This window comes from Paenibacillus violae (assembly GCF_032461945.1).
Lineage (GTDB): Bacteria > Bacillota > Bacilli > Paenibacillales > NBRC-103111 > Paenibacillus_E > Paenibacillus_E violae.
Genome location: NZ_JAWCUD010000001.1, coordinates 612,966 through 639,139, shown reverse-complemented (window position 1 = coordinate 639,139; position 26,174 = coordinate 612,966). Strand labels below are relative to the sequence as shown.

Sequence of the window (26,174 nt, the reverse complement as noted above, 5' to 3'; positions counted from 1 at the left end):
GTTCTTTTTTGTCATCTTTCCAGCAAAAAAAGACATGTGAAATGGTTTCACATGTCTTTCGTCCCTATTGTGGCTGCCACCACGATCATTATCCTGAAGATTGCAGCATTTTAAGCTCAGATGTAAGAGCAAGGAATGTCGGTTGATCCCCTTTTGCTAATGCAAGATCAATCTCTTTGTAGAGATTCTGTTCTTTATATTTGCGAATGGCATCATCCCAAACCATTTCCGCGAAAAGTGCCAGCAGCGCGTTGTTAGATACATTCATTTTTCCCATGAGACCTACCTCCAAATGTGTACGCGGTTTGTCAGGAGCTTCTTTTTCGCAAAAACATGAAAGTCCGTTCCTAGGTGTCTGCCAACCCCTGTGTGCTCCTACTTTTATCATATTCACTCCGTACATTCGCGCTTCGTTCAAAAGCCCGCTTGATTAGGAATGTGTCTTTACCTACTACTTGCTATCCCCTTTGAACCTTGCGCTCTCTTGGTCCAGAAAAAGGACAACCTTGTCTTCTTCTGCAACAAAAGTACCTTGAATCACTTTAGAGCCCATCTTAGTCGCCTGCACGACCATGCCATTCTCATGATCTTCTCCTATACGTATAAGCCCAAGATGCATCATCATTTGTAAAATACGCTGTTCTACGATGGATTCCGAACTGTCATAATAAAATGGCTTGACCAATTTACATAACACTTCGCTTAAAGAGGCTAATGTGACCCACTGACCGCTTAGGCGGTCAACCCATCCCGCGAGACTTTGTACATTGGGAATAGGGTTCTTATAGAGCCTGAGCCAGAATTTATACACATCCGCCAGATTCTCTTTTTTCCCTTCCAGCAAACGTGCTTTCCCTTCCTCCGTCAAACTGAGCACTTGACCTTGCTCGCTGATTAACTGCCGATAATAGCAGTAATCATAGATGAATGAAAATCGGTTCGGATAGTCTTTAAACATACGGCCATATCCGAAGCGCCAAGATCCTTTGGACACCATTTCCTCCTGCACAGACAAGCGATCCAGTATTTGCTGAAGCTGCCTCTTGTACATGGATCCTTCAACTGTTAAAGGCAATTCCTGCACCTGAGAAAGGAACGTCAAAAAATGAAAGATATCCTCAATAATGAGTAATTGTTCATCCCGATAAACATTAGGCTCAGGAGTCAGTTTCAAACTCTGTTTGAACTGTCCCGTAAGCACATCGCTGAATTTCCGTTTCAAATCATTTGGCACATGAAACAAAAATTTGGTTTGTTGGGAATACCCATTAAACAACCAGCCGAGTTTCTTAAATTTAATGACCATGTCGCGGGGATTCCATTCAACTGATTCATCTTTCTGAAACCGTGACTGTTGAACTCTAGCGATCAGTTCTTCAATACTGAATGCGTTGCGAGGATCGAAGAGGAGAGAATTCAAAAATCGGATGTCCTCCAAGTTCAAGCTTTGAATATGCTTCTCGAAAATCTCTCTGCGCAGGGCTGTACTCAAAATCGACTGAATCAACTCGTTTTTTGAATGGCCATTGCACTCACACTCATATGTGTTAGCGATTCGGCCTAGCTCGTGGATATCGGCGTAGCTGAGCATGTCCGCTAGGTTCATTTCCATCTACATCCCCCATTTGGCGAAGCTTTCAGCTCCGTGGTTTCTAGTAACCATTATGGGAATTTTTCCCGAAAATATTCCAACCCACGCAAAAAAAGCATGACCCATTAACAGAGTCATGCTTCTTATTTCACAATTATTCGTGTACGATTTCCAAATGAGATAAACAATTGTACAGCTGCAGCTCCCACCCTTTTTCCTGGCGCAGCAGAATAGTTAGAGACGTATTTTGCAGGAATTGCTCGCTATCCATACGCAAAACTCTGAGCACCTGCACAATGAATCCGCCGTGTGAAACCAATAATATCTTCTGCTTCGGATAGGCCTCAAGCAGCTCACCTTCTAATTCGGACCATCGTTTCCATAGATCATCATCCGACTCCTGACCTAAATCCTGAAGCTTCCATTCTGGCCCCCAACGTTCTTCTCTTTCTGCTACAGTAGTTCCTTCAACCTGACCATATCTCCGCTCGCGAAGCCGGCTATCCGTCCCGATAATCGGGATTCCTGATAGCTGTGACACGATTTGAGCTGTTTCCTTCGCTCGTTTCAGATCACTGGAGATGATCCCGTCCCAGGATTCGCCGGCTAATCGGATTCCAAGCAACCTGGCTTGTTCTCTTCCTTCATCCGTCAAATCCGTGTCCAACTGCCCTTGCAGCTTCCCTAGGCGATTCCATTCCGTGCTTCCATGCCGGATAAATCCAATCGTTGTCATTACCAATTCCTCCATCAGTCAATAAAATGAAAAATGCCCCTTCCGGAGCACTAAGCTTTTGTTCGCGATAACCAGTTCATAATAATAATTGTTGCAATTAGACCCAAGATGGATACAACAAGCAAATAATGCGGATATGAATGAATCGGCCCTACATGGAATCGCAACGGTTCCATAAAGCTAGGGTTTAGGCTAGCTACGGCATCTACCATCTTATGGCCATTCATCGTTTCTGAGCCAGTCGACTTCATAGCTTGCGGCGCTTGCAAATCAAATAGCGTATTGTCGGCCGCAGCTATCGACGACTTGGGCGTACCGTCATAGACAACAGCGAATAAAAAGCTGAATACGAATAACGCTAAACAAAAAGCAATGACAGCCGTAAGGTTGCGGCGAAGCTTGTAAGAGATCGTATACATGCGCTCGGAAACCGGAATACGCCATGATTCATCCTCATAAATTCGACTCATGACCTTGCCTGAGACCATCGGTTCATAATCAGGAAGTTCGCTCTCGATTGCAGCAGTACGTATGAGGATCGTACTTTCTTCCCAAATCTGAAATTCTTCCGCACATTCGGCGCATGATGCAATATGCTCATCCACCGCGGTACGTCGCAGGTCATCATTCGGCAAGTCCCAATAAACCCCAAATAATTCCTGGATCTCACTACACTTCATCGCTGTTTCATCCCTTCGATTCTTCGAATATCGGTTCACTGAAGTAAGGGTCCAACTGTAGCTTGACTGATGCTCTAGCCCTAAATAAGAGAGACTTCACCGAGCTTACGGTTTGACCTAAAATGTTGGCGATTTCCTGATAATCCATCTGATCATACTCTCTTAATATCAAAGCAGATCGTTGTTTCTCCGGTAAACTGTTAATCGCATCTCGAACCATCGATACTTTCTCGTTACGCAGCATGGCTTGCTCCGGCATGGCATCAAACGAAGCATGGGGCGTCAACCCGCTTTGCTCTAACGAGACTTGCACACTTTTATTTTTGCGCAGCTCACTCAAAACTGTATTCCGGGCAATTGTATACAACCAGGTAGAAAAGGAGGCTTCAATTTCGCGAAAAGAGTGCAAACTGCGATACGCTTTATAAAACGTTTCGTTACACAAATCTTCAGCAATAGCTTCCATTTGTGTACTTTTGAGCATATGAAAGATGAATGCAAGGATTTTACGCTCGTAACGACGCATAAGCTCGTTATAAAGCTGAACATTTCCATCCTTGATTTCTCTGATCAACTGGGAATCGGTCATTACGTGGCGACCCTCCTAACGGTTCCCGGGTACCACTCCAACTGCTCATACATGTTGTACTGCAATTAGAGTGAAAAGTTGCGTTCATTTGTAAAATAAATGTGAAAGGATCAATATGTAAATTATGACCTATTAAATTCTTCTCGATGAATTGCGAAATTCCTGCTCCATTCGACAATTTGTTGAAAAAAATTCACATTCCATGCTTGTCTGTTGAAAGCAACAACCCACCCTATCCATTATATATGAATATCAGAAAAATATGGTATTTATGAGCAAAAAAAAAACCGCCAAATTGGCGGCTGCACTTATGGTGCGATTATCGGATAGGAGTGGAGAGAAACCATACTGTACTTTTATTATATGTATACGGTTTCATTCTGTCAACACTTTTTTGAAAACGTTTACCTTCTCTTTTTTAACATGAAGAAATGCTCTATTTCAGTTGATTCCTTATGGATTGATTAATTAAATTATTAATGGAATGAGGCCGAATATATGGGCTACCTGCATTAATACGCGGAATCTGCATCGGATCCGTTTGTTTGGAAGTTAATCCCGCTTTGGTCGTGAACGCATATTTAACTCCAACTTCATTCAGATAGGAAATGGTGAAATCATCATAGCTGCCAAACGGGTAAGCATAGGAATCGATAGATTTAGCGCCATCCAACTCTCTAAGTTTTGCCATACATGTCTTCGTATCCGCAATAACCCTTTGCTTAAGATCTTCCTGAGTCTCGGTTACGCCATTCGTTGTCATTCTGTTGTTCAACATCGGCTTGCCATCTTTCATTGCGTGCAATTGATCCGAATGAAGTTGAAAATCAATATTTGAGAATTCTTTTCTCATTTTTCTAATTTGATCCCTGGACAAGGATGGCAGCAACGTCGCTGTCGGGTTATCCAAATCTTTGGTAATCACAAAATTCACGGCTGGTATACGCATTTTTTTGAGAATAGGATATGCATTCGTATAAAAACTTTCATACCCGTCATCAAAGGTGATTAGTACAGCGTTATCCGGTATTTTCGCCCCATCTTTCATAAAACTCTTAAACTGATCCATCGTGATAAAATTGTAGCCTTGACGCTGTAGTGCACCTAGCTGCCGCTCAAATAATTTGGTTGAAATGGTCACAGAACCCTCAACCTGATCATCGATGTGATGATACACGAGAACAGCAACTTCCTTTGAGTAGATGACATTGTTCGCACTTACAAATGACGGGAAAAAATTAACAAAAATAACAATAACAATCAACGTGCTTTTTAACATCATCCACAGCTTCATCTCGTTCGCCCCACACTTAGAAGTTTGTAATATTAATATGAACGATGTCATTATAGCACGAAGTTTTTTATTTGAGAATTGATTTCAACAGAATAAAAAATAAGCTGATTTCTTCTCTTTTGGGACGTTCTACAAGAGGAGAAATCAGCTTATTTGTGCGTACAATTTCAGCTATACATGAACCGCGTAAGGCCCGCTCAGCAGCTCTGAGGCGCGATCGGCATCTTCCTGATTGCGGAAGGATAAACGCAAAATACCAGGCACATCTTCGCGGCTCTCAATAATTTGAATATTGCTCAAATTAATTCTAGCATTACCTAATAGTGTTGTAATTTGACCAATAATACCGGGATGATCCGGAATATCAACATAAATATCAAACAATGATGTGATCATGCCTTTTCTGCGCTCAGGCAGTTGGCTTCTGAATTCACCGGCAATCCGGAATTGTTCAACAATTCCCTCGCCATCACTATTCTCAATGAGTTCAATAAAACGAGAAATTTCGAGATTCCAATCCACAAGCAATTTGAGCAGCACCTGTCGATTATTCACTAAAATATCCCGCCAAATCATCGGCTCGCTTGAGGCAATGCGCGTGATGTCTCTGAAGCCCCCCGCAGCCAGATTCTGATACAACGGGTTGGTTTCGTTATATCCTCTGACTTGGTTAACCAGCGCAACCGCAATAATGTGCGGCAAGTGACTGATCGCACCAACAATATCATCATGCTCCCGTGCTCCGACCTGCACGATTTGTGCTTTCGTCGTCTTAAGCAGCTCGGTTAAGCGGTCAACCTCTGCCTGTGGTGTACCCTCTGCCGGGGTTAACACATAGAAGGCATTTTCAAAAAGATGCGAAGATGCTGCCTCAACGCCGTGACGTTCGGAGCCTGCCATTGGATGACCGCCAATAAAGAAAACACCATCTTTTACTATGGTTTCTGCGCTTTCCGTAATGGTTGCTTTCGTGCTCCCCACGTCCGTGATGATACAGCCTTTCTTGAGCGGAAGATTCATCAACTGCTGAACATATTCTTCTAACATCCCAACCGGCACGCAGAGAAAAATGTAGTCAGCCCCGTCTACCGCCTCAGCCATATTCGTTGTTGCAGCATCAACCACGTTTCGTTTGAGCAGTTTCTCAACCGATTTCGGATTCGGAGAATGGCCGACAACGGTAAAACCCGGTTTTCCTTTGTAACATAAGGCCAGTGAACCGCCGATAAGCCCTACACCAAATATCGCAATTTTCGTCATAAGAGATCAACCTTTAATTTGTATTAGGCTTGAACAGCAACCTCAGCAAGCACTTGCTGCAAAGCTGCAATGAATTTCTCATTTTGTTCACTTGAGCCGATGGTAACTCGGATGGACGTCGGGAAGCCAAGCATATGTCCGCCACGGACAATAATGCCTCTGCGCAGTAAACCATTAAATACTTCTGCCGCAGGGCGTCCGACATTCACCATAACGAAGTTACCGTGTGCAGGGAAAGCCTTTAACCCCATTTCGTTAAACTGCTCCGTTAAATAATTCAAACCTGCTGTATTCGCTTCGCGACAGCTTGCGATGAAGTCTTGGTCTTTAATCGCGGCTAAAGCAGCAGCTTGAGCAAATCTTGTCGTGTTGAAAGGCTCACGAACTTGATTAATGGATCGGATCACATCCGGGTGCCCAATGCCATAACCGATTCGTAAGGAAGCCAAACCGTATATTTTCGAAAAAGTACGCAGTGCGATGACATTGCGATACTGACCAATCAGCTCGATGCTATCCGGGAATTCTCCCGTCGTATTGTACTCGCAGTAAGCTTCATCCAGAACGACCAGTACATGCTCAGGAACTTTGGCTAAAAAGGCTTTGATTTCCGCATCCGTATTCATCGTGCCTGTTGGATTGTTCGGATTACAGATCCAGACGATCTTCGTGCGTTCAGTAATAGCAGCCAGCATGCCATCCAGGTCGTGAGTGCCATCCTTCAATGAGATCTCGATGGATACAGCTCCCTCAATCTCACAATTGTGCTTATATTGCGGGAAGGTATGAGAAGCCATCACCGTTTCATCGCCTTGTACGAGGAAAGCGCGTGCCAGCATAAGAATAACCTCATCAGAACCTGCACCGAAAATGAGTTGATTCGTCGCGACGCCAAGATACTCAGCCACTGCTTCTGTCAGCTGAACAGCCCCGCCGTCAGGGTACAAGCTGATGTTAGCGATTTCCGCTTCAATCGCCGCTTTTGCTTTTGGCGACGAGCCAAATGGATTTTCGTTGGAAGCGAGTTTAATCACTTCCGTTAATCCCAGCTCTCTTTTTACTTCTTCAATAGGTTTACCCGGTTGATAGACCGGCAAATGTACAATCGTTTGTTTCGGTTTCATTGGTAGCCACCTCATCAATTAGTTGTCCGAATTTTGTAATTGTCCCACAAAACTAGTACTGTTGTAAAATGTGGTTCCTTTTTATGTAGAAGGAATATTGCTTTAGCCACTCATTAGAGACAAATGTCTCAATGATCAACACATAATAGTGTACTGCTTTAACGCTTAACAGTAAATAGGTAATTTTTAAAAATCCCCCTAGACTAATGTCTAGAGGGATTTCATTATCTGCCTTTTAGCTGGCCCACGAAGCCGCCAATTTGCTGTAATCCTTCTGGATGAGCAGCATCTTCTTGGAAATGGTGCAGCGCGCTTTCAATCGTGCGGACAATGGCACTCCCCACAACAACTCCGTCACAGAGCTTCTCGAACCGCTGAACCTGCTCCCGGTTGGAAATACCGAATCCGACAACGATCGGCACTTTCGCCGCTTCTCGCACCGTAGATAGAAAATCTTCAATTCCGCCGAAAAATTCAGCCCGTTCACCGGTTACACCAAGTGAGGAAACACAGTAAACGAATCCACGAGCTCCGGCTGCGATACGTTTCACACGTTCATTCGAAGTCGGCGCAACCAATGGAATCAAATGAACACCATACGTTTCTGCAATCGCTCTCGTCTCACTATCTTCTTCTAACGGTAGATCTGGAATAATAATTCCACTGATTTCATTTTCCTGCATCGTTTTGAAAATCCGTTCCAGTCCGATTTGCAGAACAGGGTTGTAGTAAGTGAATAGAATGAATGGCAGCTTGGATCCCCTGCTCCGCGCCTGGCGAGCAACATCTATCACATCAAATATCGTAATCTTACGAAGCAGCGCACGTTCAGAAGATCGTTGGATGACAGGACCATCTGCTAGAGGATCTGAATATGGAACACCCAGCTCGATTAAATCGGCACCTGCCCGCTCCATTTCAAGAATAAGCTCTAAGGAAGCTTCAATCGTTGGATCACCAATGGTCAGGAAAGGAATCATAGCTGTTTCCCCCCGCTCTTTAAGCTCAGCGAAACGCTTATCAATTAGGTTCATCGCCTATTCCTCCCCTGTGCCCAGATAGCTCATAATGGATTCCACATCTTTATCGCCACGGCCAGACAGGCTTACGACAATAATTTGATCCTTGGACATCGTTGGAGCTAGTTTTACTGTATGTGCAATCGCATGAGCGCTCTCTAAAGCTGGTATAATACCTTCCGTACGGCTTAGCAATTGAAGAGCGTCAAGCGCTTCCTGGTCAGTAATCGGATAATACGTAGCACGCTCAATATCTTTCAGGTAAGAATGCTCCGGTCCGATACCAGGGTAGTCCAACCCCGCCGAGATAGAGTGAGCCGGCAGTACTTGCCCGTATTCATCCTGCAGCAGGTAGCTAAGCGAACCTTGAAATACGCCAGGTGAGCCTTTGGTCATCGTAGCGGCATGCTCTTCCGTATGGATACCGCGGCCAGCAGCTTCAACGCCGATGAGTTTAACCGTTTCATCCTGAACAAACGGATAAAAAATCCCCATGGCGTTACTGCCACCGCCTACGCAAGCAACAACGGCATCCGGCAACCTGCCTTCGGTTTCGAGAATTTGCTCACGCGATTCGTCACCGATAATGCGCTGAAAATCACGGACCATCATCGGGTAAGGATGAGGCCCTGTAACGGAACCCAGGATATAATATGTATCCTGTACATTACTGACCCAATAACGCAGTGTTTCGTTGCACGCATCTTTCAGAGTACGAGTTCCTGAAGTAACCGGAATGACTTCAGAACCGAGCAGTTTCATCCGAAAGACGTTCAATTGCTGTCTTTTCGTATCCTCTTCGCCCATGAAAACTTTGCACTCAAAGCCCATCAATGCAGCGACCGTTGCCGATGCAACACCGTGCTGGCCTGCTCCCGTCTCAGCGATGATTTTCTTTTTCCCCATCTTTTTCGCAAGTACGGCTTGTCCGATGGTGTTATTAATTTTATGAGCGCCTGTATGATTCAGGTCTTCTCGTTTTAAGTAAATTTTGGCGCCACCCAACTGCTCAGAGAGTCGCTCAGCGTAATATAGGGGAGTTGGTCTGCCGGAATATTGCTTTTGCAAATAACGAACTTCAGCAATAAATTCAGGGTCGTCTTTATATTGCTTATAAGCTTCTTCCAGCTCCGTCAAAGCATTCATCAATGTTTCTGGTACGTAACGGCCGCCGAATTTGCCGAATCTGCCGTGTTTATCAGGTACTTGCGTCACTTTCCGGTCACCCTTTCCACAAATGCGGTAATTTTCGCAATATCTTTCACACCATCTGTCTCTACACCGCTGGACACATCCACGCCGTCAGGACGATAGGCTTCCACTAGTTGATCCACATTGTCAGGCTGCAATCCACCTGCTACTAGCAATTTGACACCTGCTTTACGAGCCCACTCCTGATAAACAGGGATACAGTCCCAGGCAAAAGTTTTCCCGGATCCTCCCCCATATACAGGGTCAAAAGTATCAAGCAACACGGCATCAACCGATCCGATATACGGATCCAGCTGAGCAGCTACTTCTGAGCTAGACGGAATTTTATTCTCTGACTTGGAAATGGACACAGACTTGAACACTTGAACATCGAACTGTTCACGCACCCATTTACAGAACTCAGGAGTTTCCTGACTATGCAATTGAACGATATCAAGGGGGGCAACCTCCATGATTTCCTTGAGCTGCTCTTGGCTCGGATTTACGAACACGCCTACTGTTAGCGGCACGGAAATACCATGATCCGCTTCATTTCTCAAGTAGGAAATAAGCTCCGCAGCCTTGTCTGGCTTAACTTGACGCTTGCTTGGAGCAAAGACCAATCCAATATGATCAATTGGCAAATGTATGACTGATTTTAACACTTCAACGCTTTGAAGTCCACAGATTTTAACCGTTGGCATCGTGTCTGCTGGCATCCTATTCGCCTCTTTCTAAACCGTCTGATTCGTTGTATGCACAATTGGCCCCATCAGATCGTGAACCGCTTGCTCAACAACAGGCTGGCGCATGAAATGTTCACCGATCAACACGGCTTGCGAGCCGATCTGCTGCAGATAGGCCATGTCTTGGACGGATGAGATTCCACTCTCACTGACGATGGTTTTGCCTGCCGGAATGTATTGAATCAACTCTTCTGTTGTTTTCAAATCGGTAACGAACGTCTTCAAGTTCCGGTTATTGATCCCAATCATTTGGGTGTCCAGTTCGAGCGCACGCTCCAATTCTTCACGGTCATGCACTTCAACCAACGCATCCAAACCAAGATCACTTGCTAGCTTGAGATATTGCTTCATCTGGTCAGTCGTCAAAATGGCCGCGATCAGTAAGATCGCATCTGCCCCAATCAAGCGCGCTTCATAGATTTGTTTCGGATCGATCGTGAAGTCTTTCCGCAGCAAAGGCACATTCACCGCTTGGCGTACAGCTTTCAAATACGCATTGCTTCCTTGGAAATAATCCACATCCGTAAGCACCGAAATGCAATCAGCGCCTGCCCGTTGATAGGAACTAGCCAACAATACCGGATCAAAATCCTCGCGGATCAAACCCTTGGACGGAGACGCCTTTTTGACTTCGGCAATCAATCCCATGGCGCGATTTTTACGTGTTGTCAAAGCTTTTTCGAAACCTAAGCAAGACGGCATCTCGGAAATGGTTTTCTCCGCTTGCGCAATGGAAAAGCTGCTCATTGCTTCAACTTCAGCTCGTTTGGTAGCAACAATTTTATCAAGAAACATGGCATAGTTCTCCTGTGAAATGAATTAAGTCGTTCAACTTTTGTTCCGCACGGCCCGAATCGATAACGTCAGCCGCAAATTTAACCCCTTGCTGAAGGCTTCCAACGTGACCTGTCACATAGAAGCATGCGGCTGCATTTGCAAGGACGATATCGCGATGAGGCCCTCGCTCGCCGGCAAAAATATGACGGATGATTTCTGCATTCAGTATCGCATCTCCACCGCCTACATCTTTAATACTGTGAGCCCGTAAGCCAAGATCATCAGGTGTAATGGAATACGTGCTAATCCGATCTGCTTTCAGCTCCGTCACTTTTGTCGGCGCCGAAATGCTGAATTCATCCAGTCCGTCTTCGCTCGCTACAACCAAAGCCCGCTTCAGCCCCAAAGCTTGCAGCGCTTGCGCGACTAATTCCGTCTTCGTGCGATCGAACACGCCCAGCACTTGACGATCCGCTCCCGCAGGATTCGTAAGCGGGCCGAGCAAGTTGAATACCGTACGGAAGCCCAACTCTCGGCGAGGTGCCGCGACATGCTTCATGGATTGATGATAGGCTTGCGCAAACATGAAACAAATGCCCGTTTTATCCAAACATTTCGCAGCCTGCTCGCTGCTTAGCGTAATCTTCACGCCAAGAGCTTCCAGCACATCCGCGCTGCCGCTTTTGGACGACATCGCTCGATTGCCATGTTTGGCTACACGAATGCCCCCCGCTGCAGCAACAATCGCCGCTGTCGTCGAGATATTGAACGTCTCCGCTCCATCTCCGCCTGTGCCGCATGTGTCCAGCAGATCATGCTGCCGCACATTCACCTGGATCGCTTTGTTTCTCATAGTTTCAGCGAAACCTGTAATCTCTTCCAGCGTCTCCCCTTTGATGCGAAGAGCTGTCAGCAGACTGCCGATTTGAGCCGGTGACGCTGCGCCTTCCATAATTTCCGACATGACGCCGCGCGCTTCCTCCCTGGAAAGATGGCTGCCGCTAATTACTTTGCCAAGTGCTTGCTGTATCTGAAAAAGTTCACTCATGACGTTATTCCTCCTCTACTTCTTCCCTTAAGAGTTAACAAAGTAATCTTTGTTAATATCGCTTACAGGCCTAGGCTCTGGACTAAACATGGCTTCTGCCATTCGAATCGATTTGAGCAAAGCTGTCGCTTTATTCACCGTTTCCTGGTATTCGCTTTCCGGAACTGAATCCCACACAATTCCCGCGCCTGCTTGCACATAAGCTTTGCCGTGTTTGAAAACAATCGTCCGAATCGTAATGCATGTGTCCAAGTTCCCCGAGAATCCTAGATAGCCAATAGCCCCTGCATAAGTCCCGCGTGCTTCAGGCTCCAGCTCAGCAATAATCTCCATAGCTCGCAGTTTCGGCGCTCCAGACACCGTCCCCGCTGGCATACAGGATAGAAAAGCATCGAAGAAATCTTTATCTTTTGCAATTTTTCCAGATACGTTGGAAACGATATGCATGACGTGTGAGTAGCGCTCGATATCCATGAATGTATCGCACTTCACCGTGCCAAATTCCGATACGCGGCCAATGTCGTTACGGCCCAAGTCCACTAGCATCAAGTGTTCAGCACGTTCTTTCTCATCCGCTAACAGCTCTTTTTCCAAAGCTAAATCTTGTTCCGGTGTCTTACCACGCGGCCTGGTTCCGGCAATCGGGCGTGTTTCTACTTTTTCCTCTTCAACCCTTACAAGCAGCTCCGGTGATGTGCCAACGACGACTTCATCATCCATTTTGAGCACATACATGTAAGGGGATGGATTCATCGTACGTAGCACCCGATACACCTGCAGCGGTGAGACTGTAGTTTCCATCTCAAAACGCTGTGACAGCACAACCTGAAAAATATCACCGGCACGAATGTATTCCTTCGCTTTATTCACGTTGGCAATGTATTTTTCCTTCGTGATATTCGAACGAATGTCGCCAAGATCCGGCTCCAATACAATCGGATTGTGTGTCATCGTCTCCGTGCCGAGCGGCCTTTTAATCTTCTCGATCGTTGCATCGATTTTCTCACAAGTCGCGTGATAGGCTTGAGCGATTTCTGCATCCGTTGCAAAAGGCTTCACGTGTACGTTAGCAATCACTTTGATTTGCTGTTTAAAATGATCGAAAACGATAACTTGATCACAGAACATGAATTGAATGTCGTTCATTTGCAAATCATCAATTTGATGAGCCGGCAGCTTCTCATAGTATTGCAGAAGATCGTATCCAAAGAATCCGACAGCGCCACCCGTGAACCTCGGCAGGTCCGCAAGCTGAGGACTGGAGTAGGATCTTAGGTACGCCTTCAACACATCAATGGGTTTCTCATCCGTAACCTTGTTCTCGGTTTGTGTTTCAACGACCGTCTTCCCATGCTTCGCCTTAATCATCAGGAAAGGATCGCTTCCAATGAAGGAATATCGTGCCCATTTCACGCCGCCCTCTACGCTTTCTAACAGGAACGCACGCTTCTCTTGGTACAAATGTTGAAAAACACGAATCGGTGTTTCTGTATCGGCTAATAGATGACGCACCACAGGAATAAGGTTATAGTCTTTGGATAGTCGAATCACTTCTTGAATTTCAGGTGTATACATGGTTACATCCCCTCTCAGCTTGTGAGCCTTCCGTCGTCTTACGAGGTGCTCCAAACTCTAATTGAATAACAAAAAAGCCTCTACCGAAGTAGAGGCTGGCTTTTAGTTTCATGTAGAAGATTAAGAAGAATATGAAAAATAAACGTTGAATGTATGACGAAACAAACGTCTCCGAATGAGTCGTGTTCATCTGCATACAATTCCATGTTTTCATTCTCATCTCAACTGTGCTCTGCTCTACTCAACTAAACTCTGCTCTACTTACCTAATCTCATCTAACTCCACTATACTACCGTGCAGCTTCATTTGTCAATTTAACAATATCAGGGCGAAGTGCTTTTGCTTCTTTTAAATAAATATGGTTGATTTCCGATTGGCTCTTCGTCGTGTTCACTTGAACCATGAGTCGGATACATTTAGGCAATGAATTTTCAACCGGAACTTCCAATGAACACATTAACGGCACCAGTTCCCACCCAACCATCGTACGAATGGCCCGCGCGGGGAATGTTGCTGTAATGTCTTCCGTCACTGTAATAAAAACCGAACAAATATCCTCTGGGCGAAAATCATTCGCCTCTACGATGGCACGAAGCAGTTCTCCGGTAGCGGTCAAAATTTCTTCCGCTTCATTGTGTTCAACTGTCGTTGCGCCACGAATTCCCCTACAAAACATCGGCTACACTCTCCCCTTTCAGAAGCTCGACAATTTGTCTGACTTGCTCTACGGTAACATCCTTACGAATTTCGACTTTACCGATTTCCATAGGAATAATGTAGACCATAGTGCCTTCTTTGAATTTCTTATCGTGCATCATCGCGCTCATAATGCTATCCGTGTCCAAATGAGGCGGAATGCTGACAGGCAGTCCGTATTTCAAGAACAGACCCTTGGTTACTTCAAGGATTTCCGCCGCATACCCAAATTCCTGGGCAAGCTTGGCAGCCCCGACCATACCAATTGAGATTGCTTCCCCATGAAGAAGCTCGCCATAACCAGCTACCGCTTCCAAGGCATGGCCAATCGTATGTCCTAAATTTAAGATGGCGCGCAAATCGTTCTCCCGTTCATCTTGAGAAACGACAATCGCCTTTACTTTACAGCCTATATAAAGCGCATAACTGAGCGCTTCTGGATCAAGAGATAGTAACTTCTCCGCATTGTCGTCACACCACTGCGTGAAAGCCGCGTCCCAGATCAAGCCATGCTTGATCACTTCGGAGAGGCCCGCCTTCACTTGACGCGGCGGCAAAGTCAGAAGCAAGTCGATGTCGAAGAGAACGAGCTCGGGTTGGTGGAACGCCCCGATGATGTTCTTCGCCATCGGGTGGTTTACGGCAACCTTGCCGCCGACAGAACTGTCGTGGGCAAGGATTGTCGTCGGGATCTGCACGAAGCGGATCCCGCGCATGAAACTCGCCGCCGCGAAGCCGGCGAGATCGCCAACCACGCCTCCTCCAAGGGCGACGATCGCAGAACTGCGATCAAGGCCCGCCTGGAGGGCGGTGGTCACAATTCCCTCGAGCTGCGCGAGGGATTTGGAGGTTTCGCCTGCGGGAACGACGCAGGACGTTGCGGCGAAGCCGCCTTCGCGGAGCAGCGCCATGACGCGCTCCAGGTGCAGCGGAGCCACCTCGCTGTCGGTGACGACGAGCAGCGGTGACTTGCGGCTGAGCTTCGCGCGGTCGAACAAAGCCGTGATATCGTTCAGGACGCCTTGACCAATGTAGATCGGATAAGAACGTTCGCCAAGCTCTACCGTAAGCTCTCTCATATTAGTAGTTCTCCACTTGTTTCAAGAAGTTGTTGAGATTCGCACGAATTTCCTCAATGGAGTCCCCGCCGAACTTATCCAAGAAGGCATTTGCCACTTCCCAGGCAATGACATTCTCCATAATGACGCCCGCTGCCGGGACTGCGCAAGTATCGGAGCGCTCAACCTGCGCTGTAAATACTTCTTTCGTATCGATATCAACGCTTTGCAGCGGTTTGTAGAGTGTCGAGATCGGCTTCATGACACCGCGAACGATAATCTGCTCGCCAGTCGTCATCCCGCCTTCGAATCCGCCTGCACGATTCGTTCTGCGTCTAAAGCCGCCTTCCTCTGTATATAAAATTTCATCATGGACATTCGATCCTCTGCGCTCTGCAGCTTCAAACCCAATTCCAAATTCCACGCCTTTGAACGCTTGAATAGATAATACCGCTTGCGCAATTTTCCCATCCAATTTGCGATCCCATTGAACGTGGCTGCCCAATCCTACCGGTACGCCTTCAATAATGACTTCAACGATACCGCCGAGTGTGTCGCCATCCTCTTTGGCAGCGTCGATAGCTGCGATCATTTTGGCTTCCGCTTCTTTGTCAACAACACGTACCGGTGATTCCTCGGTAATGGCAATCAACTCGTCGATTGGAAGCTCTTGACGCTGTGCTTCCACATCCCCAATTCGGATGACTTGTCCAGCTACTTTGATTCCGAACTCTGCCAGCAATTGGCGTGCTACAGCCCCAGTCGCTACGCGCATGGTCGTTTCGCGGGCGCTTGAGCGCTCCAAAATGTTGCGCAGATCTTTTTGATTATATTTCAGACCGCCGTTTAAATCGGCATGGCCTGGACGAGGACGGTTCACGCGGCGCTTGCCTTCGTTATCCTCTTCGACCGGCTCAATGCCCATGACGGTTGTCCAGTGCTTCCAGTCATTGTTGACAACAACTAACGCTATCGGAGCTCCCGTTGTTTTGCCATGACGAACACCGCCGGCAATCGTAGCCGTATCTTTCTCGATTTGCATCCGACGACCACGGCCATACCCTTTCTGACGTCTATGTAATTGAAAATTCAAATCCTCAAAGTTAAGGGTTACATTACTCGGAAACCCTTCAATAATCGCAGTGAGCTGCGGTCCATGTGTTTCGCCAGCCGTTAAATATCTCACAATCCGTTACCCCCTATAATTTGGTGAAGCATTTGCGTATAAGTGCTGTCAAGGTGAAGTTATTACCCGTTCAACTTGAAATGGTTTCAAACGCTTTAGCGCTTTGACGCGCGATTATCTTTTAGTCATTATAGTATAGGTACTCTGGTTTGGCAACAGCACAAACGCAAAAACACGCTTTGCATATAAGGGCTATTCCCTTAGGCGCAAGCGTGTTAACATCTGCTCAGGAGCAATGGTTACCCGTGCATGGGCTGCTTTTGGACAACTCTTGGAAGTTCTGCCATTTGTGGGTCATTCATCAAACCCATGATTTGCGACGAATCTACTCCCAAAATTTGTGCACATTCCTGAATGGAGATCATTCCCCTGCGATAAGCCGTTATCACTTTGCGTTTGTCCATAAGAGCCCCCTAAGAGTTGCCTCATTTTTATGTATTGTACTCATTAACGTTCACTGAGTTTTGCTACATCTTAGTATTGGAAGATATGGAAGATCTTATACACCCTTTTTTCGATAAAAGAAAGTATCAGCCGGTTCTAAGTCATATTGCCCTGGTGAAAAGATTTGCTCAGTGGACCCAACGAATAGTAATCCTCCTGGCTTCAATGCTTTTGAAAATTTCTGATACAACACATGCTTCGCTTCTTCAGTGAAGTAAATAATCACATTTCGGCATACAATCAAATCGAACCCGGTATCAAACGTATCGACAAGCAGATTCTGCTTTTGAAATTTAATTGGCTTTTTCAGTTCATCTGAAACATGATACATGAGCTGATCTTGCCGAAAATATTTCTTCACATACTTCTCGGGTACATCTCGCAAGGAACGATCGAGATAGGCCGCTTTGCGCGCTTTATCCAGGGCACCCTCATCGATATCCGTCGCTAACAAATGGACATCGTTCAAGGCCCCTTGCTCCGCCAGAATCATGGCTAACGTATAAGGCTCCTCACCTGTTGAACAAGCAGCGCTCCAAACCTTCAGTCGTCGATTCTTTTTGAGCATTTCGGGGATGAATCTTGATTCCACCAGTTCCCAACGATTCGGGTTCCGCCAAAACTCGGAAACATTGATTGTCATCCGATCCAGAAATTCATAAAAGAGTTCTTTATTTTTCATCATGGCATCAAAAAAGGAGACAAACGTTTGATAACCACGTTTCATTCGAAGTGTTGTCAGACGTCTTTTCATTTGTGCCTCTTTATAAAGAGCAAGATCTATGGACGTATGTTCTTTTACTTTTTTTATAAATAATAAAAAATCCTGATCTTCTTCCATGCTGCCCACCCACCTTGGTCGTTGTCTAAATAACATACATTCTTTCATACGTTGCCAAATTCCTTCAAAGCACGACAAAAAAAGAACCTGCATCTGGAAAGATGTCAGGTTCTTCACGTTTCGAAATGCTAAATCCACTGCTGAATAATTTTGGTATAGTCAAGAATCTCGTCTGCTTTAAAGAAATTACCGATCTCGCGTTCAGCGCTTTCCGGTGAATCCGAGCCATGAATGAGATTGAAGTTCGTATGTACCGCATAATCGCCACGAATCGTACCAGGTGCTGCTTCCAACGAATTCGTTTTGCCGATTAATGTGCGGGATAAAGGAATAACTTGATCTCCCTGCCACACCATTGCGAAGACAGGTCCGGAGGTAATGAAATTAACGAGTCTTTCGTAGAAGTCTTTGCCTTCATGTTCAGCATAATGAAATGCGGCTTGTTCTCTCGTGACCATCGTCAATTTGCTGCCAATTAGTTGAAAGCCTTTCTGTTCAAAGCGCTTTACAATTTCTCCGATCAGGCCGCGCTGCACGCCATCCGGTTTCACCATCAAGAATGTTTTTTCCATATAACGATATCCTCCTTAGCGTTTTCTTTAGAAAACTTGCTTCATAAGCAACTACTGAGTTTTCGTTAGAAAACTGACTTCCATCGTAGGCCTGTACGCCCAAAAGGGTTAAATCTTATGTATTCCCTCTTAGTTTACACTTTCTGGCAGCTTTTCTCAAATCACAAAATCCTTTAGTACGAGCGATTGCCGATGAAATGTGCAACTTCGATTAAATCTCTTTTGGCTTGCCCGTTCGGCAGCTTATCCAAAGAAGCAATTGCCTTGTCAATGTATTTCTGTGACAGCGTATCTGCCATAGCAATACCTTCACTGTGACGGATGATATCCAAAAAAGTGCTAACATCTGTTTGTCCATCTAATTTATGTATACGGTCTAATTCAGCCAAAATAAGCGGTTTAAGGGCGGGGTCCTGCATAGCAAACAAGACAGGAATCGTAATATTGCCTTGCTTCACATCGGAACCTGGCGGCTTCCCGATCTGCTTCTCGGTCCCGATAAGATCCAGAATATCATCTCTGATTTGGAAAGCCATCCCCACGTTGTAGCCAAAACCATAAAGTTTATTGCTGATCCAATCCGGCGCATCTGCAGCCATAGCACCTAATTGACAGGAAATAGCGATAAGCAGCGCTGTTTTGCGCCTAATTCTCAATAAGTAATCGCGAATCGTTTGTTCGGAGTGAAAAAAGAAGCGAATTTGCTCCATCTCACCAATGGACATTTCTACAATCGCTTTAGACATGATCTGGTGTACCGCTGGCTTGTGAATTTGAGTGATGACGCCTAACGCCTTTGCGAATATGTAATCACCTGTATACATCGCAATCCGATTATCCCATTTGGATCGGACTGTTAATTGCCCGCGTCTTGTATTCGCATCATCAATAACATCATCGTGAACGAGCGATGCCATATGAATAAGCTCCAGCGGCACGGCCACGCGCTTCATCGTTTCCAACTGGTAGTTGCCGAACTCACCTGAAAGCAGTACAAAAACAGGACGAATTCGTTTGCCACCAGCTTTCAATAAATGATTTGACGTTTCTCTCAGCATGGCGTGATCGGAGTATACGCTTTCCTCGAGCGTTTTTTCTATAGCCGCTATATCTTTTTTCTTTCTTGAATAGATATCGATTAAATTTTTCATTCTGTCACCCGTGCCACTTTATTCTCTGACCATAAAGCGATGCTTACCGGCTTCGGCAGGAACCCAAGTTCATAACAATACTTGTAATAGGATGCAAGACCTTCCCATTGTTCCGGACCAAAATCATAACATAACGTATGAAAATAATGATGCCAATAGGAAGCCGTACCGCCAACGGAAGCTTGCGCCTCCTCGATCATTTCTTCCGGATTACTGTGTGCTTTCGCTTTACTTGCCATGAACGCATTAAACACATTGGCCACAAGCTCCGGAAACAGTTCTGCCGTCTCCCTGCGTATCGCCCATACGGCAAACGAAATCCATTGTCCTGTCCATTTCGCCCATTCTTGCCCAAGATCCGTAATCATATACGTTTTATTGCGCCAACTCTCTTTGATTGCATCATCTCCGATGAGCAGTGCTCCGTCCCCAAGCGCCATCATCTGCTCGACATCGGGAGTTGAATATTCATAAGTGGGCTTCCCTCCGTAAAATTTCTCAAGTATAATCTTGAGCAAATTTACCGATGTAGCTGAAGTTGTGGGCAGCAAAATATGCCCGTTCGCAATCTCGCGGAGCGGCTTCTCATGGAACAACAGGATGGAGTTGACTTCTCCATACGCACTTACGGAAAGGTCCGGATATAACAAATAATTCTCAAAGGACTCTCCATAAGCAAAAGAGGAGATTGGCCCCATATCAATGTCTCCGGCAGCCATCGCTTTATTCAGCGAAGTCGGAACCTGTTCAACAATATCTACCTCGGACGTGTTCATAAGTTCAGGAAAATAATAATAAATCGGCCAAACGTTGGTATAATTGATACGGCCAATACGAATTTTCGGGTCAGAGCTACTCATGGTTATCACCCCATCTTCGGTACAAGGAATGCTCAATTTCCATGCTGTCCAGCACCTTGCCTACCAGAAAATCGACCATCTCCTCTATGGAGCTCGGACGATGATAAAAGGCTGGCATAGCTGGAATCATACGTACACCCATTCTAGACAAGGTCAGCATATTTTCCAAATGTATGGCATGCAATGGCGTTTCCCTTGGGACCAGAATTAATTTTCTTCCTTCTTTCAGCATCACATCTGCTGTCCGTTCTAACAAATTATCGGATGAGCCATGCGCAATGCCGGATAACGTGCCCATCGAGCAAGGGATGACAACCATCCCCTTTGTCCGAAAGGATCCGCTGGCAACAGTTGCTCCAATATCAGCAATCGGATGGTGCTCGAATGAGCCTGCACGGCCGCCAAAATGCTCTTGCAGCATTTCTTTGCGTTTGCTTGCCTGCCAGCCCATCTCATCATGCAGCACTCGCCAGCCAGCCTCTGTGACAATCAAATGCACATCCAAGCCTTGATCCAGCATGACCTGACACAACCGAACGCCATAAACAGCTCCGCTTGCCCCAGTAATCCCTACCACCCAATTGCCGCCGCTCATAAGTACTCTCTCACAAGCACATCAAGCAGTGTAAATGCAAACATCACAAGGCTAAGCACACCGTTCATTGTAAAAAAGGCTGTATTAAGTTTAGATAAATCCTGTGGCGAAACAAGTCTGTGTTCTTTGTACAAAATAAAATAAGCAATTACGAGTCCTACTAGATAAAACCAGCTCAAATGTGTAATGAAGAATAAGGTAACAAGGCCAACCGCTGTCAGTACGTGCAAGATACGAGCTGTATTCAATGCTGCCTTGATGCCAAAGCGGCTAGGCAAGGAATGAAGTCCTTCGTTACGGTCAAATTCAGCATCCTGACAAGCATAGATGAGATCAAATCCAGCGCTCCAGCAAACGACCGTCAAATAAAATACAATGGACGCCCATGTGAATTGGCCCGTTACGGCAATCCAGCCGCCAAGTGGGGCCAAGCCTAAAGTCAAACCGAGCACAAAGTGGCAGGTCCAAGTAAATCTTTTGGTATAAGAGTAAAAGACAAGAAAAAACACTGCGATAGGCAGCAGTTTCATCGATAACGAACTTAGATTGGAAGTTGCCCAGAAAAGCAAAGCAAATGAAATAATAATATAAATAATAACTTGCGGAATGGATATTAATCCTGCGGGTATTGCGCGATTCTCCGTGCGCGGATTTTTCTTATCAATCGCTTTATCAATCACACGATTTAAGGCCATGGCAGCGGTTCTAGCTCCCACCATCGCTAGTGTGATCCAGCCAATTTGAGCCCAACTCGGCAAATGTCCATTTAATACTACGGAACCCAGAATCGCTCCCATGAAAGCAAAAGGCAGTGCAAAGACACTGTGTTCGAATTTAATCATTTCCAGAAAGATTTTTAGTTTAGTAAACATATGCGCATTACTCTCCTGATTTCGTATTCCCCTTGGTGCCAATATGCAAGGCCGCAACCCCGCCTGTTAGCGGGTAAGCCTGTACACTCTTTAATCCTAGGTTTGTAAATATGGCTGCTAATTGTTTGTGGTCGGGAAAATGAATTAATGATTCCGGCAGCCATTTGTACTGCTCATATTTCTGAGCAATCATCTTACCTAAGAAAGGCAGGACGCGTTGGAAATAAAAATAATAGATGGACTTGAACGGCTGCCATGTCGGTTTGGACAATTCCAGAGACACAACTAGTCCTCCTGGCTTAACGACACGCTGCATTTCACGAATGACTTGCTCCAAATCAGGTACATTACGGAGGGCAAATCCGATCGTTGCATAATCAAACGTGTTATCGTCAAAGGGAAGACTCATCGCATTGCCTTGAATTAACTGGATCTGCTTGTCCAAGTGAAGCTGCTTAATTTTCTCTGCACCATAATCCAGCATATTTTGGCTGAAATCAAGCCCTACCATTTTGCCGGTGCCGCTTGCTTTGGCTAGTGAGATGGTCCAATCACAAGTCCCGCAGCATAAATCAATGGCTGTTTCACCAGGCTGAACATTCATCTTCTTCATTGTAAATTTACGCCATGCTTTGTGCCTGTTGAAGCTTAAAATATTGTTCATTAAATCATACTTTGGCGCAATGCTCTCGAAGACCGAGTGGACGAACTCTTCTTTGGTTTTCGAGTTTTTAACGTGTGTCTTTGATTTTGTCATATTCATCTGTCAGGTCACCTCAAATTTCTTCCAGTACTTTGGGCTGCTTGGCTAAAAAACGAAGGAACGGCTCGCCTATGTGAAACAGTTCACTTATTAGTTTGTCCGATTCAAGCTGCTTCACTTTAGCTTGTAGCAGCTTCGTCTGAGAATCCAGCATTTGATACAATTGCGAAGGGATATGATATTTGTGCATCAGGGTACGGACTTTGACTTGATCCGACTCCTCGGTTTGAAGCTGCTTCCGCTCATCCTTCGTACCATGCTGCAAAATGTGCCAGAATCCCCAGCTGTTCTTGAAATCTGCAGCAGACTCCAGTCGGAATATTTCTTCGAAGAGCACTTCACATTTCGTATAACTTCTCAAAATCTCCGGCCAAGCTTGGTCATACACCTCAGACATGAACTCCGAGAATGACAAAAAAAGCTGAGATTTAATCTCCACCGTTTGGTGAATGTAATCTTCTGCCGATAATTTCAGTTGCTTCATTTTCATGTACGTATTCATCTTTAACCTGTTGACATCACAAATGGCATTCGACAATTGCTTAATCATGTCAATTTGGCCGGCACCGGCAAGGAGATGATAGAAGCGAGAACTGAAATAATCTCCAGCAAGAACTTTAAGCTGTCTGGATCTTGCCGCTTTTTTCTCTTTAATGTCATTTGAAGCCGTAACCAATTCATGTGTGTCGAGCGCAAGCTGCACAAGCGATGTTGCTAACGTGTACAACTCACTGGAGGAGCTCAATTTACTATTTCCGTTCAAGAATGCAAACAACAGACGGGTGCGCAGCTCCGGGAAATCGGGCAAGTCTGTGTGAATTTGGATCATATCATACTCCGTGTACTGCTTAGCGATCTCTGGGATCCGATAAGAATTCATGCAAAAGCCTCCGTAACCGTGTGCCAAATCTCATTAAGGTTGGTCAAGTTTCAATTCAAATCATTATATCATAACACGTAAAGAGAAGCACAATTAATTATAAAGGATATCTTTGCTGCCATTTGGAGGTGTACGTAATCCGAAACCGATTCTGCAGCTCCTGTTCAAGTTGAATAAGGCTGAGCTCATTTGCGCCCTTCTCCATATCCTTCCCAGATTCACGCTCGGCAACCATGGCAAGTACAAGCTGCGTTGACGCGCTATCAGACGTGTTGGAGTAATCAATCACCCGAACCCAGACTTGGTTCACATTTTTGGTTTTCATCAGCATGGTCTGAGCGATCGTGTATAAATCTCGGTAAACGGCTGCCGAGTCCGCATTTTTAGGCAAACTCAAATCAAGCGACATGCGGGCGTTGGTCAACTCGACTTTGCGAATTCGCATTTGCAGAGGCACTTGAACGAGTAAATCCGGTAAATTATTGTCGGTCACTTGCCCGATTCGGTTGCTTGGCCAGCGGTAAGGTGAGCTTAATCCCATTGAGCTATCCATTTTGGGCAGTAAAGATAAACAAACGACTATGACAATAGATACCGCTAACGTCATCACGATGCGCATCGACCATCTCATATCATATTGCACCTCCTGGCTATTCAGCAAGAGCAAATCGGACTATAACGTTGCTTTCTGTTACAAGCTCTATACACCATTGTACAAAGAAAAAAAGCAGGCTATGCCTGCTTTATCAATAATAAATTATTCTTCGGTATCTACAGTGCCGTATTTCGTAATGATAAGCGCTTTACCTCTGACTTTAACTGCGGAGGTGTGCTCTGTAAACTGGGCAATCATAACCTCGCCCTTGTCCAATTTCTCCGTATGATGAAAGCGTGTGTCCTGACCGCGTGTTAGTCCAATGACATGAACGCCATTATCTTTGGCTTTGATAACGAAATATTCATTGCCGTTCGTATTCGATGGGTTCATTTTGTTCGTATCGTCCATTCTCATCCTCCGTTCTTGCCTTCACTTCATATATCCTTACCTAATGATGCCAAAAAAAGCATCCCGAAGTCAACTAACCTAAATTGAAACTTCATTTGAACTCGTTTGTAGGCCATTGCCGTAATATTTTTTGAATCTGGCTGGCAGTACGCGAGTAGAGCCCAATCGAATAAGGAAATCCGATAGCTTGACCGTCCCATAAGCGAATAGCATGCCGGCAAATACATCAATTAACCAATGGATTTGCAGATACAGGGTTGAGAAGATGATCGCAGCGCAGTAAGTCACCATCATCGTTTTGAAAATACGATCTTTTTCTCGTAGGGCCAGAAGAAGCATAGCAAAGGAGATAGACGTGTGCATACTTGGAAAACAGTTCATCACGGCTACAAGCAATGAGTTCTGATCCGCAAATACACGATTTAATAAATCCGGCTGCTTGTTCACATACCACACTTCATGCAGCAAAATAAGGTTGTAGAATGGCAAAATGAGCGGAAACTGCAGCATGTGACCGGATAATGCGTACGATAACATTTTCTTGATACTGCGTGTCCAAAAGCTTCTCACAATGCAGATCCATAGGGATAAAACGAAGCCATAATTATAAATCCAAACCATGGCTTTATCCAGTGAAGGAGTGGCAATCCACCTCGCCCATCCACCCGTGTTCAGAGGAATCGCATTCATATATTCATCCCAGTGCCAGGGATGGCGGTTATTTTCAAACATCCAGTTGGCGATTTTCCACCAAAATCCGTTGCCGGACCCGTAGAAATAATAAAATATGCCAAGCAGCGGTATACCGAAAAGAAAAAACCGCTTCCAATCCACATCAATCTGATCTTTGCGAACACCTAGCAAGCAAACCAACAGCAAAATCCAACATTCTTTACTCCAGTTGCCAACCACGCCAATTCGCCAAACTAAGTAAATCGATGCAATAATACCGAACATTGTCCAATCTTGGGACTTTACTAACTCGTTCAGTTTCACCTTATTCAAGACTGTTCCCCCTAAATCATCTAAGAAGTGCTTATCAATCGGAACAAGCCTCTGCAAGAGAAAAAGACATCGGACTTTCGATGTCTTTTTCATAATCGGAGTAACACGATTCGAACGTGCGACCTCACCCACCCCAAGGGTGCGCGCTACCAGGCTGCGCCATACCCCGTCTGTATCCCCAAGCTACTTATTCACTTTGTAATTATAGTAGGAGATTTTCGAATTGTAAAGGCATTTTCTGCCTATAAATGAATAAAACCGTGACAGCAAAATGCGGCCACGGCTTTGTTGTTATATAACGTTCAATAGTATGTAAAACGCAATTATTGAATGCCATCTTTAAGTGCTTTACCAGGTTTGAAAGCTGGAATTTTGCTTGCTGGGATTTCGATTTCATCACCAGTCTGTGGATTACGTCCTTTACGAGCGGAACGTTCACGAACTTCAAAGTTACCAAACCCAACTAATTGTACTTTATCCCCGCCTTGCAGCGCTTCGGAAATTGCTTCAAAAACAGCATCAACTGCTTTCGTCGCATCTTTCTTGGAAAGCTCAGAGGTTTCAGCAACCTTGTTAATCAATTCAGATTTATTCATGCCATTCACCTCCCCCCAA

General features: G+C 45.4%; 30 protein-coding genes and 1 tRNA gene. All 31 read right to left on the bottom strand.

Annotation, left to right across the window (positions count from 1 at the left end; all coding sequences use genetic code 11):
• Positions 1-88 precede the first annotated feature (88 nt).
• Complete coding sequence (locus tag RQP52_RS02735) at positions 89-277, bottom strand: IDEAL domain-containing protein (RefSeq protein ID WP_127451411.1); 189 nt, start codon at positions 275-277, stop codon at positions 89-91.
• Positions 278-451: 174 nt separating this feature from the next.
• Positions 452-1,606 (bottom strand): hypothetical protein, encoded by a 1,155-nt coding sequence (locus RQP52_RS02730; RefSeq protein ID WP_315950371.1) that lies wholly within the window; start codon positions 1,604-1,606, stop codon positions 452-454.
• A gap of 139 nt (positions 1,607-1,745) precedes the next feature.
• Positions 1,746-2,342 (bottom strand): histidine phosphatase family protein, encoded by a 597-nt coding sequence (locus tag RQP52_RS02725; RefSeq protein ID WP_315949285.1) that lies wholly within the window; start codon positions 2,340-2,342, stop codon positions 1,746-1,748.
• 35 nt (positions 2,343-2,377) lie between these two features.
• Entirely contained in the window at positions 2,378-3,007 is a 630-nt protein-coding gene (locus tag RQP52_RS02720; RefSeq protein WP_315949283.1) for an anti-sigma factor family protein, read from the bottom strand.
• Between the two features lie 7 nt (positions 3,008-3,014).
• Complete coding sequence (locus tag RQP52_RS02715) at positions 3,015-3,596, bottom strand: RNA polymerase sigma factor (protein WP_189014316.1); 582 nt, start codon at positions 3,594-3,596, stop codon at positions 3,015-3,017.
• Between the two features lie 436 nt (positions 3,597-4,032).
• The gene (locus RQP52_RS02710; protein WP_315949282.1) at positions 4,033-4,890 is read right to left on the bottom strand and encodes a polysaccharide deacetylase family protein; all 858 of its coding nucleotides are present in this window, start codon (positions 4,888-4,890) and stop codon (positions 4,033-4,035) included.
• A 171-nt stretch (positions 4,891-5,061) separates the two neighbouring features.
• Complete coding sequence (locus tag RQP52_RS02705) at positions 5,062-6,150, bottom strand: prephenate dehydrogenase (protein WP_315949281.1); 1,089 nt, start codon at positions 6,148-6,150, stop codon at positions 5,062-5,064.
• Positions 6,151-6,173: 23 nt separating this feature from the next.
• Positions 6,174-7,274 carry a histidinol-phosphate transaminase gene (hisC, locus tag RQP52_RS02700; RefSeq protein WP_315949279.1) on the bottom strand — a complete coding sequence of 367 codons (1,101 nt, stop codon included), beginning with the start codon at positions 7,272-7,274 and terminating at the stop codon, positions 6,174-6,176.
• A 224-nt stretch (positions 7,275-7,498) separates the two neighbouring features.
• Positions 7,499-8,308, bottom strand: a complete 810-nt coding sequence (gene trpA / locus RQP52_RS02695; protein WP_315949277.1) for a tryptophan synthase subunit alpha — start codon at positions 8,306-8,308, stop codon at positions 7,499-7,501.
• Between the two features lie 3 nt (positions 8,309-8,311).
• Positions 8,312-9,508, bottom strand: a complete 1,197-nt coding sequence (trpB, locus tag RQP52_RS02690; RefSeq protein WP_315949276.1) for a tryptophan synthase subunit beta — start codon at positions 9,506-9,508, stop codon at positions 8,312-8,314.
• Positions 9,505-10,203, bottom strand: coding sequence for a phosphoribosylanthranilate isomerase (locus RQP52_RS02685; RefSeq protein WP_315949274.1), 699 nt, complete (start codon positions 10,201-10,203; stop codon positions 9,505-9,507). Before RQP52_RS02685 ends, trpB begins: the two co-directional genes overlap by 4 nt.
• 15 nt (positions 10,204-10,218) lie before the next feature.
• On the bottom strand, positions 10,219-11,025 hold the full coding sequence (gene trpC / locus RQP52_RS02680) for an indole-3-glycerol phosphate synthase TrpC (RefSeq protein WP_315949273.1): 807 nt from the start codon (positions 11,023-11,025) through the stop codon (positions 10,219-10,221).
• Positions 11,015-12,055, bottom strand: a complete 1,041-nt coding sequence (gene trpD, locus RQP52_RS02675) for an anthranilate phosphoribosyltransferase (RefSeq protein WP_315949271.1) — start codon at positions 12,053-12,055, stop codon at positions 11,015-11,017. The genes trpC and trpD overlap by 11 nt, the downstream gene beginning before the upstream one ends.
• Before the next feature lie 27 nt (positions 12,056-12,082).
• On the bottom strand, positions 12,083-13,630 hold the full coding sequence (trpE, locus tag RQP52_RS02670; protein ID WP_315949269.1) for an anthranilate synthase component I: 1,548 nt from the start codon (positions 13,628-13,630) through the stop codon (positions 12,083-12,085).
• 289 nt (positions 13,631-13,919) lie between these two features.
• Positions 13,920-14,306 carry a chorismate mutase gene (gene aroH, locus RQP52_RS02665; RefSeq protein ID WP_157319999.1) on the bottom strand — a complete coding sequence of 129 codons (387 nt, stop codon included), beginning with the start codon at positions 14,304-14,306 and terminating at the stop codon, positions 13,920-13,922.
• Complete coding sequence (gene aroB / locus RQP52_RS02660; protein ID WP_315949268.1) at positions 14,296-15,405, bottom strand: 3-dehydroquinate synthase; 1,110 nt, start codon at positions 15,403-15,405, stop codon at positions 14,296-14,298. Before aroB ends, aroH begins: the two co-directional genes overlap by 11 nt.
• A gap of 1 nt (position 15,406) precedes the next feature.
• The gene (gene aroC / locus RQP52_RS02655; RefSeq protein ID WP_315949267.1) at positions 15,407-16,570 is read right to left on the bottom strand and encodes a chorismate synthase; all 1,164 of its coding nucleotides are present in this window, start codon (positions 16,568-16,570) and stop codon (positions 15,407-15,409) included.
• A gap of 239 nt (positions 16,571-16,809) precedes the next feature.
• Entirely contained in the window at positions 16,810-16,974 is a 165-nt protein-coding gene (locus RQP52_RS02650) for a hypothetical protein (protein WP_167053794.1), read from the bottom strand.
• A 95-nt stretch (positions 16,975-17,069) separates the two neighbouring features.
• A complete protein-coding gene (locus RQP52_RS02645) occupies positions 17,070-17,855 on the bottom strand; it encodes a CheR family methyltransferase (protein WP_315949264.1) in 786 nt (261 codons plus the stop codon).
• 128 nt (positions 17,856-17,983) lie between these two features.
• The gene (gene ndk / locus RQP52_RS02640) at positions 17,984-18,427 is read right to left on the bottom strand and encodes a nucleoside-diphosphate kinase (RefSeq protein WP_315949263.1); all 444 of its coding nucleotides are present in this window, start codon (positions 18,425-18,427) and stop codon (positions 17,984-17,986) included.
• Between the two features lie 173 nt (positions 18,428-18,600).
• Positions 18,601-19,578 (bottom strand): polyprenyl synthetase family protein, encoded by a 978-nt coding sequence (locus tag RQP52_RS02635; RefSeq protein ID WP_127451378.1) that lies wholly within the window; start codon positions 19,576-19,578, stop codon positions 18,601-18,603.
• A complete protein-coding gene (locus RQP52_RS02630; RefSeq protein ID WP_315949261.1) occupies positions 19,575-20,438 on the bottom strand; it encodes a menaquinone biosynthetic enzyme MqnA/MqnD family protein in 864 nt (287 codons plus the stop codon). The genes RQP52_RS02635 and RQP52_RS02630 overlap by 4 nt, the downstream gene beginning before the upstream one ends.
• Complete coding sequence (locus RQP52_RS02625) at positions 20,431-21,033, bottom strand: UbiX family flavin prenyltransferase (RefSeq protein ID WP_315949260.1); 603 nt, start codon at positions 21,031-21,033, stop codon at positions 20,431-20,433. Before RQP52_RS02625 ends, RQP52_RS02630 begins: the two co-directional genes overlap by 8 nt.
• Entirely contained in the window at positions 21,030-21,905 is an 876-nt protein-coding gene (locus RQP52_RS02620; protein WP_315949259.1) for a UbiA-like polyprenyltransferase, read from the bottom strand. Before RQP52_RS02620 ends, RQP52_RS02625 begins: the two co-directional genes overlap by 4 nt.
• A gap of 7 nt (positions 21,906-21,912) precedes the next feature.
• A complete protein-coding gene (locus RQP52_RS02615) occupies positions 21,913-22,662 on the bottom strand; it encodes a demethylmenaquinone methyltransferase (RefSeq protein ID WP_315950369.1) in 750 nt (249 codons plus the stop codon).
• Positions 22,663-22,681: 19 nt separating this feature from the next.
• Positions 22,682-23,548 carry a heptaprenyl diphosphate synthase component 1 gene (locus RQP52_RS02610; RefSeq protein WP_315949258.1) on the bottom strand — a complete coding sequence of 289 codons (867 nt, stop codon included), beginning with the start codon at positions 23,546-23,548 and terminating at the stop codon, positions 22,682-22,684.
• Between the two features lie 97 nt (positions 23,549-23,645).
• Entirely contained in the window at positions 23,646-24,179 is a 534-nt protein-coding gene (locus tag RQP52_RS02605) for a hypothetical protein (protein WP_315949257.1), read from the bottom strand.
• A 126-nt stretch (positions 24,180-24,305) separates the two neighbouring features.
• Positions 24,306-24,554: a trp RNA-binding attenuation protein MtrB gene (gene mtrB / locus RQP52_RS02600; protein WP_315949256.1), complete on the bottom strand. Its 249-nt coding sequence runs from the start codon at positions 24,552-24,554 to the stop codon at positions 24,306-24,308.
• A 78-nt stretch (positions 24,555-24,632) separates the two neighbouring features.
• Complete coding sequence (locus RQP52_RS02595; RefSeq protein WP_315950367.1) at positions 24,633-25,550, bottom strand: phosphatase PAP2 family protein; 918 nt, start codon at positions 25,548-25,550, stop codon at positions 24,633-24,635.
• 104 nt (positions 25,551-25,654) lie between these two features.
• Positions 25,655-25,728: transfer RNA gene (locus tag RQP52_RS02590), tRNA-Pro, on the bottom strand.
• A 154-nt stretch (positions 25,729-25,882) separates the two neighbouring features.
• Entirely contained in the window at positions 25,883-26,155 is a 273-nt protein-coding gene (locus RQP52_RS02585) for an HU family DNA-binding protein (RefSeq protein WP_145655310.1), read from the bottom strand.
• Positions 26,156-26,174: the final 19 nt, after the last annotated feature.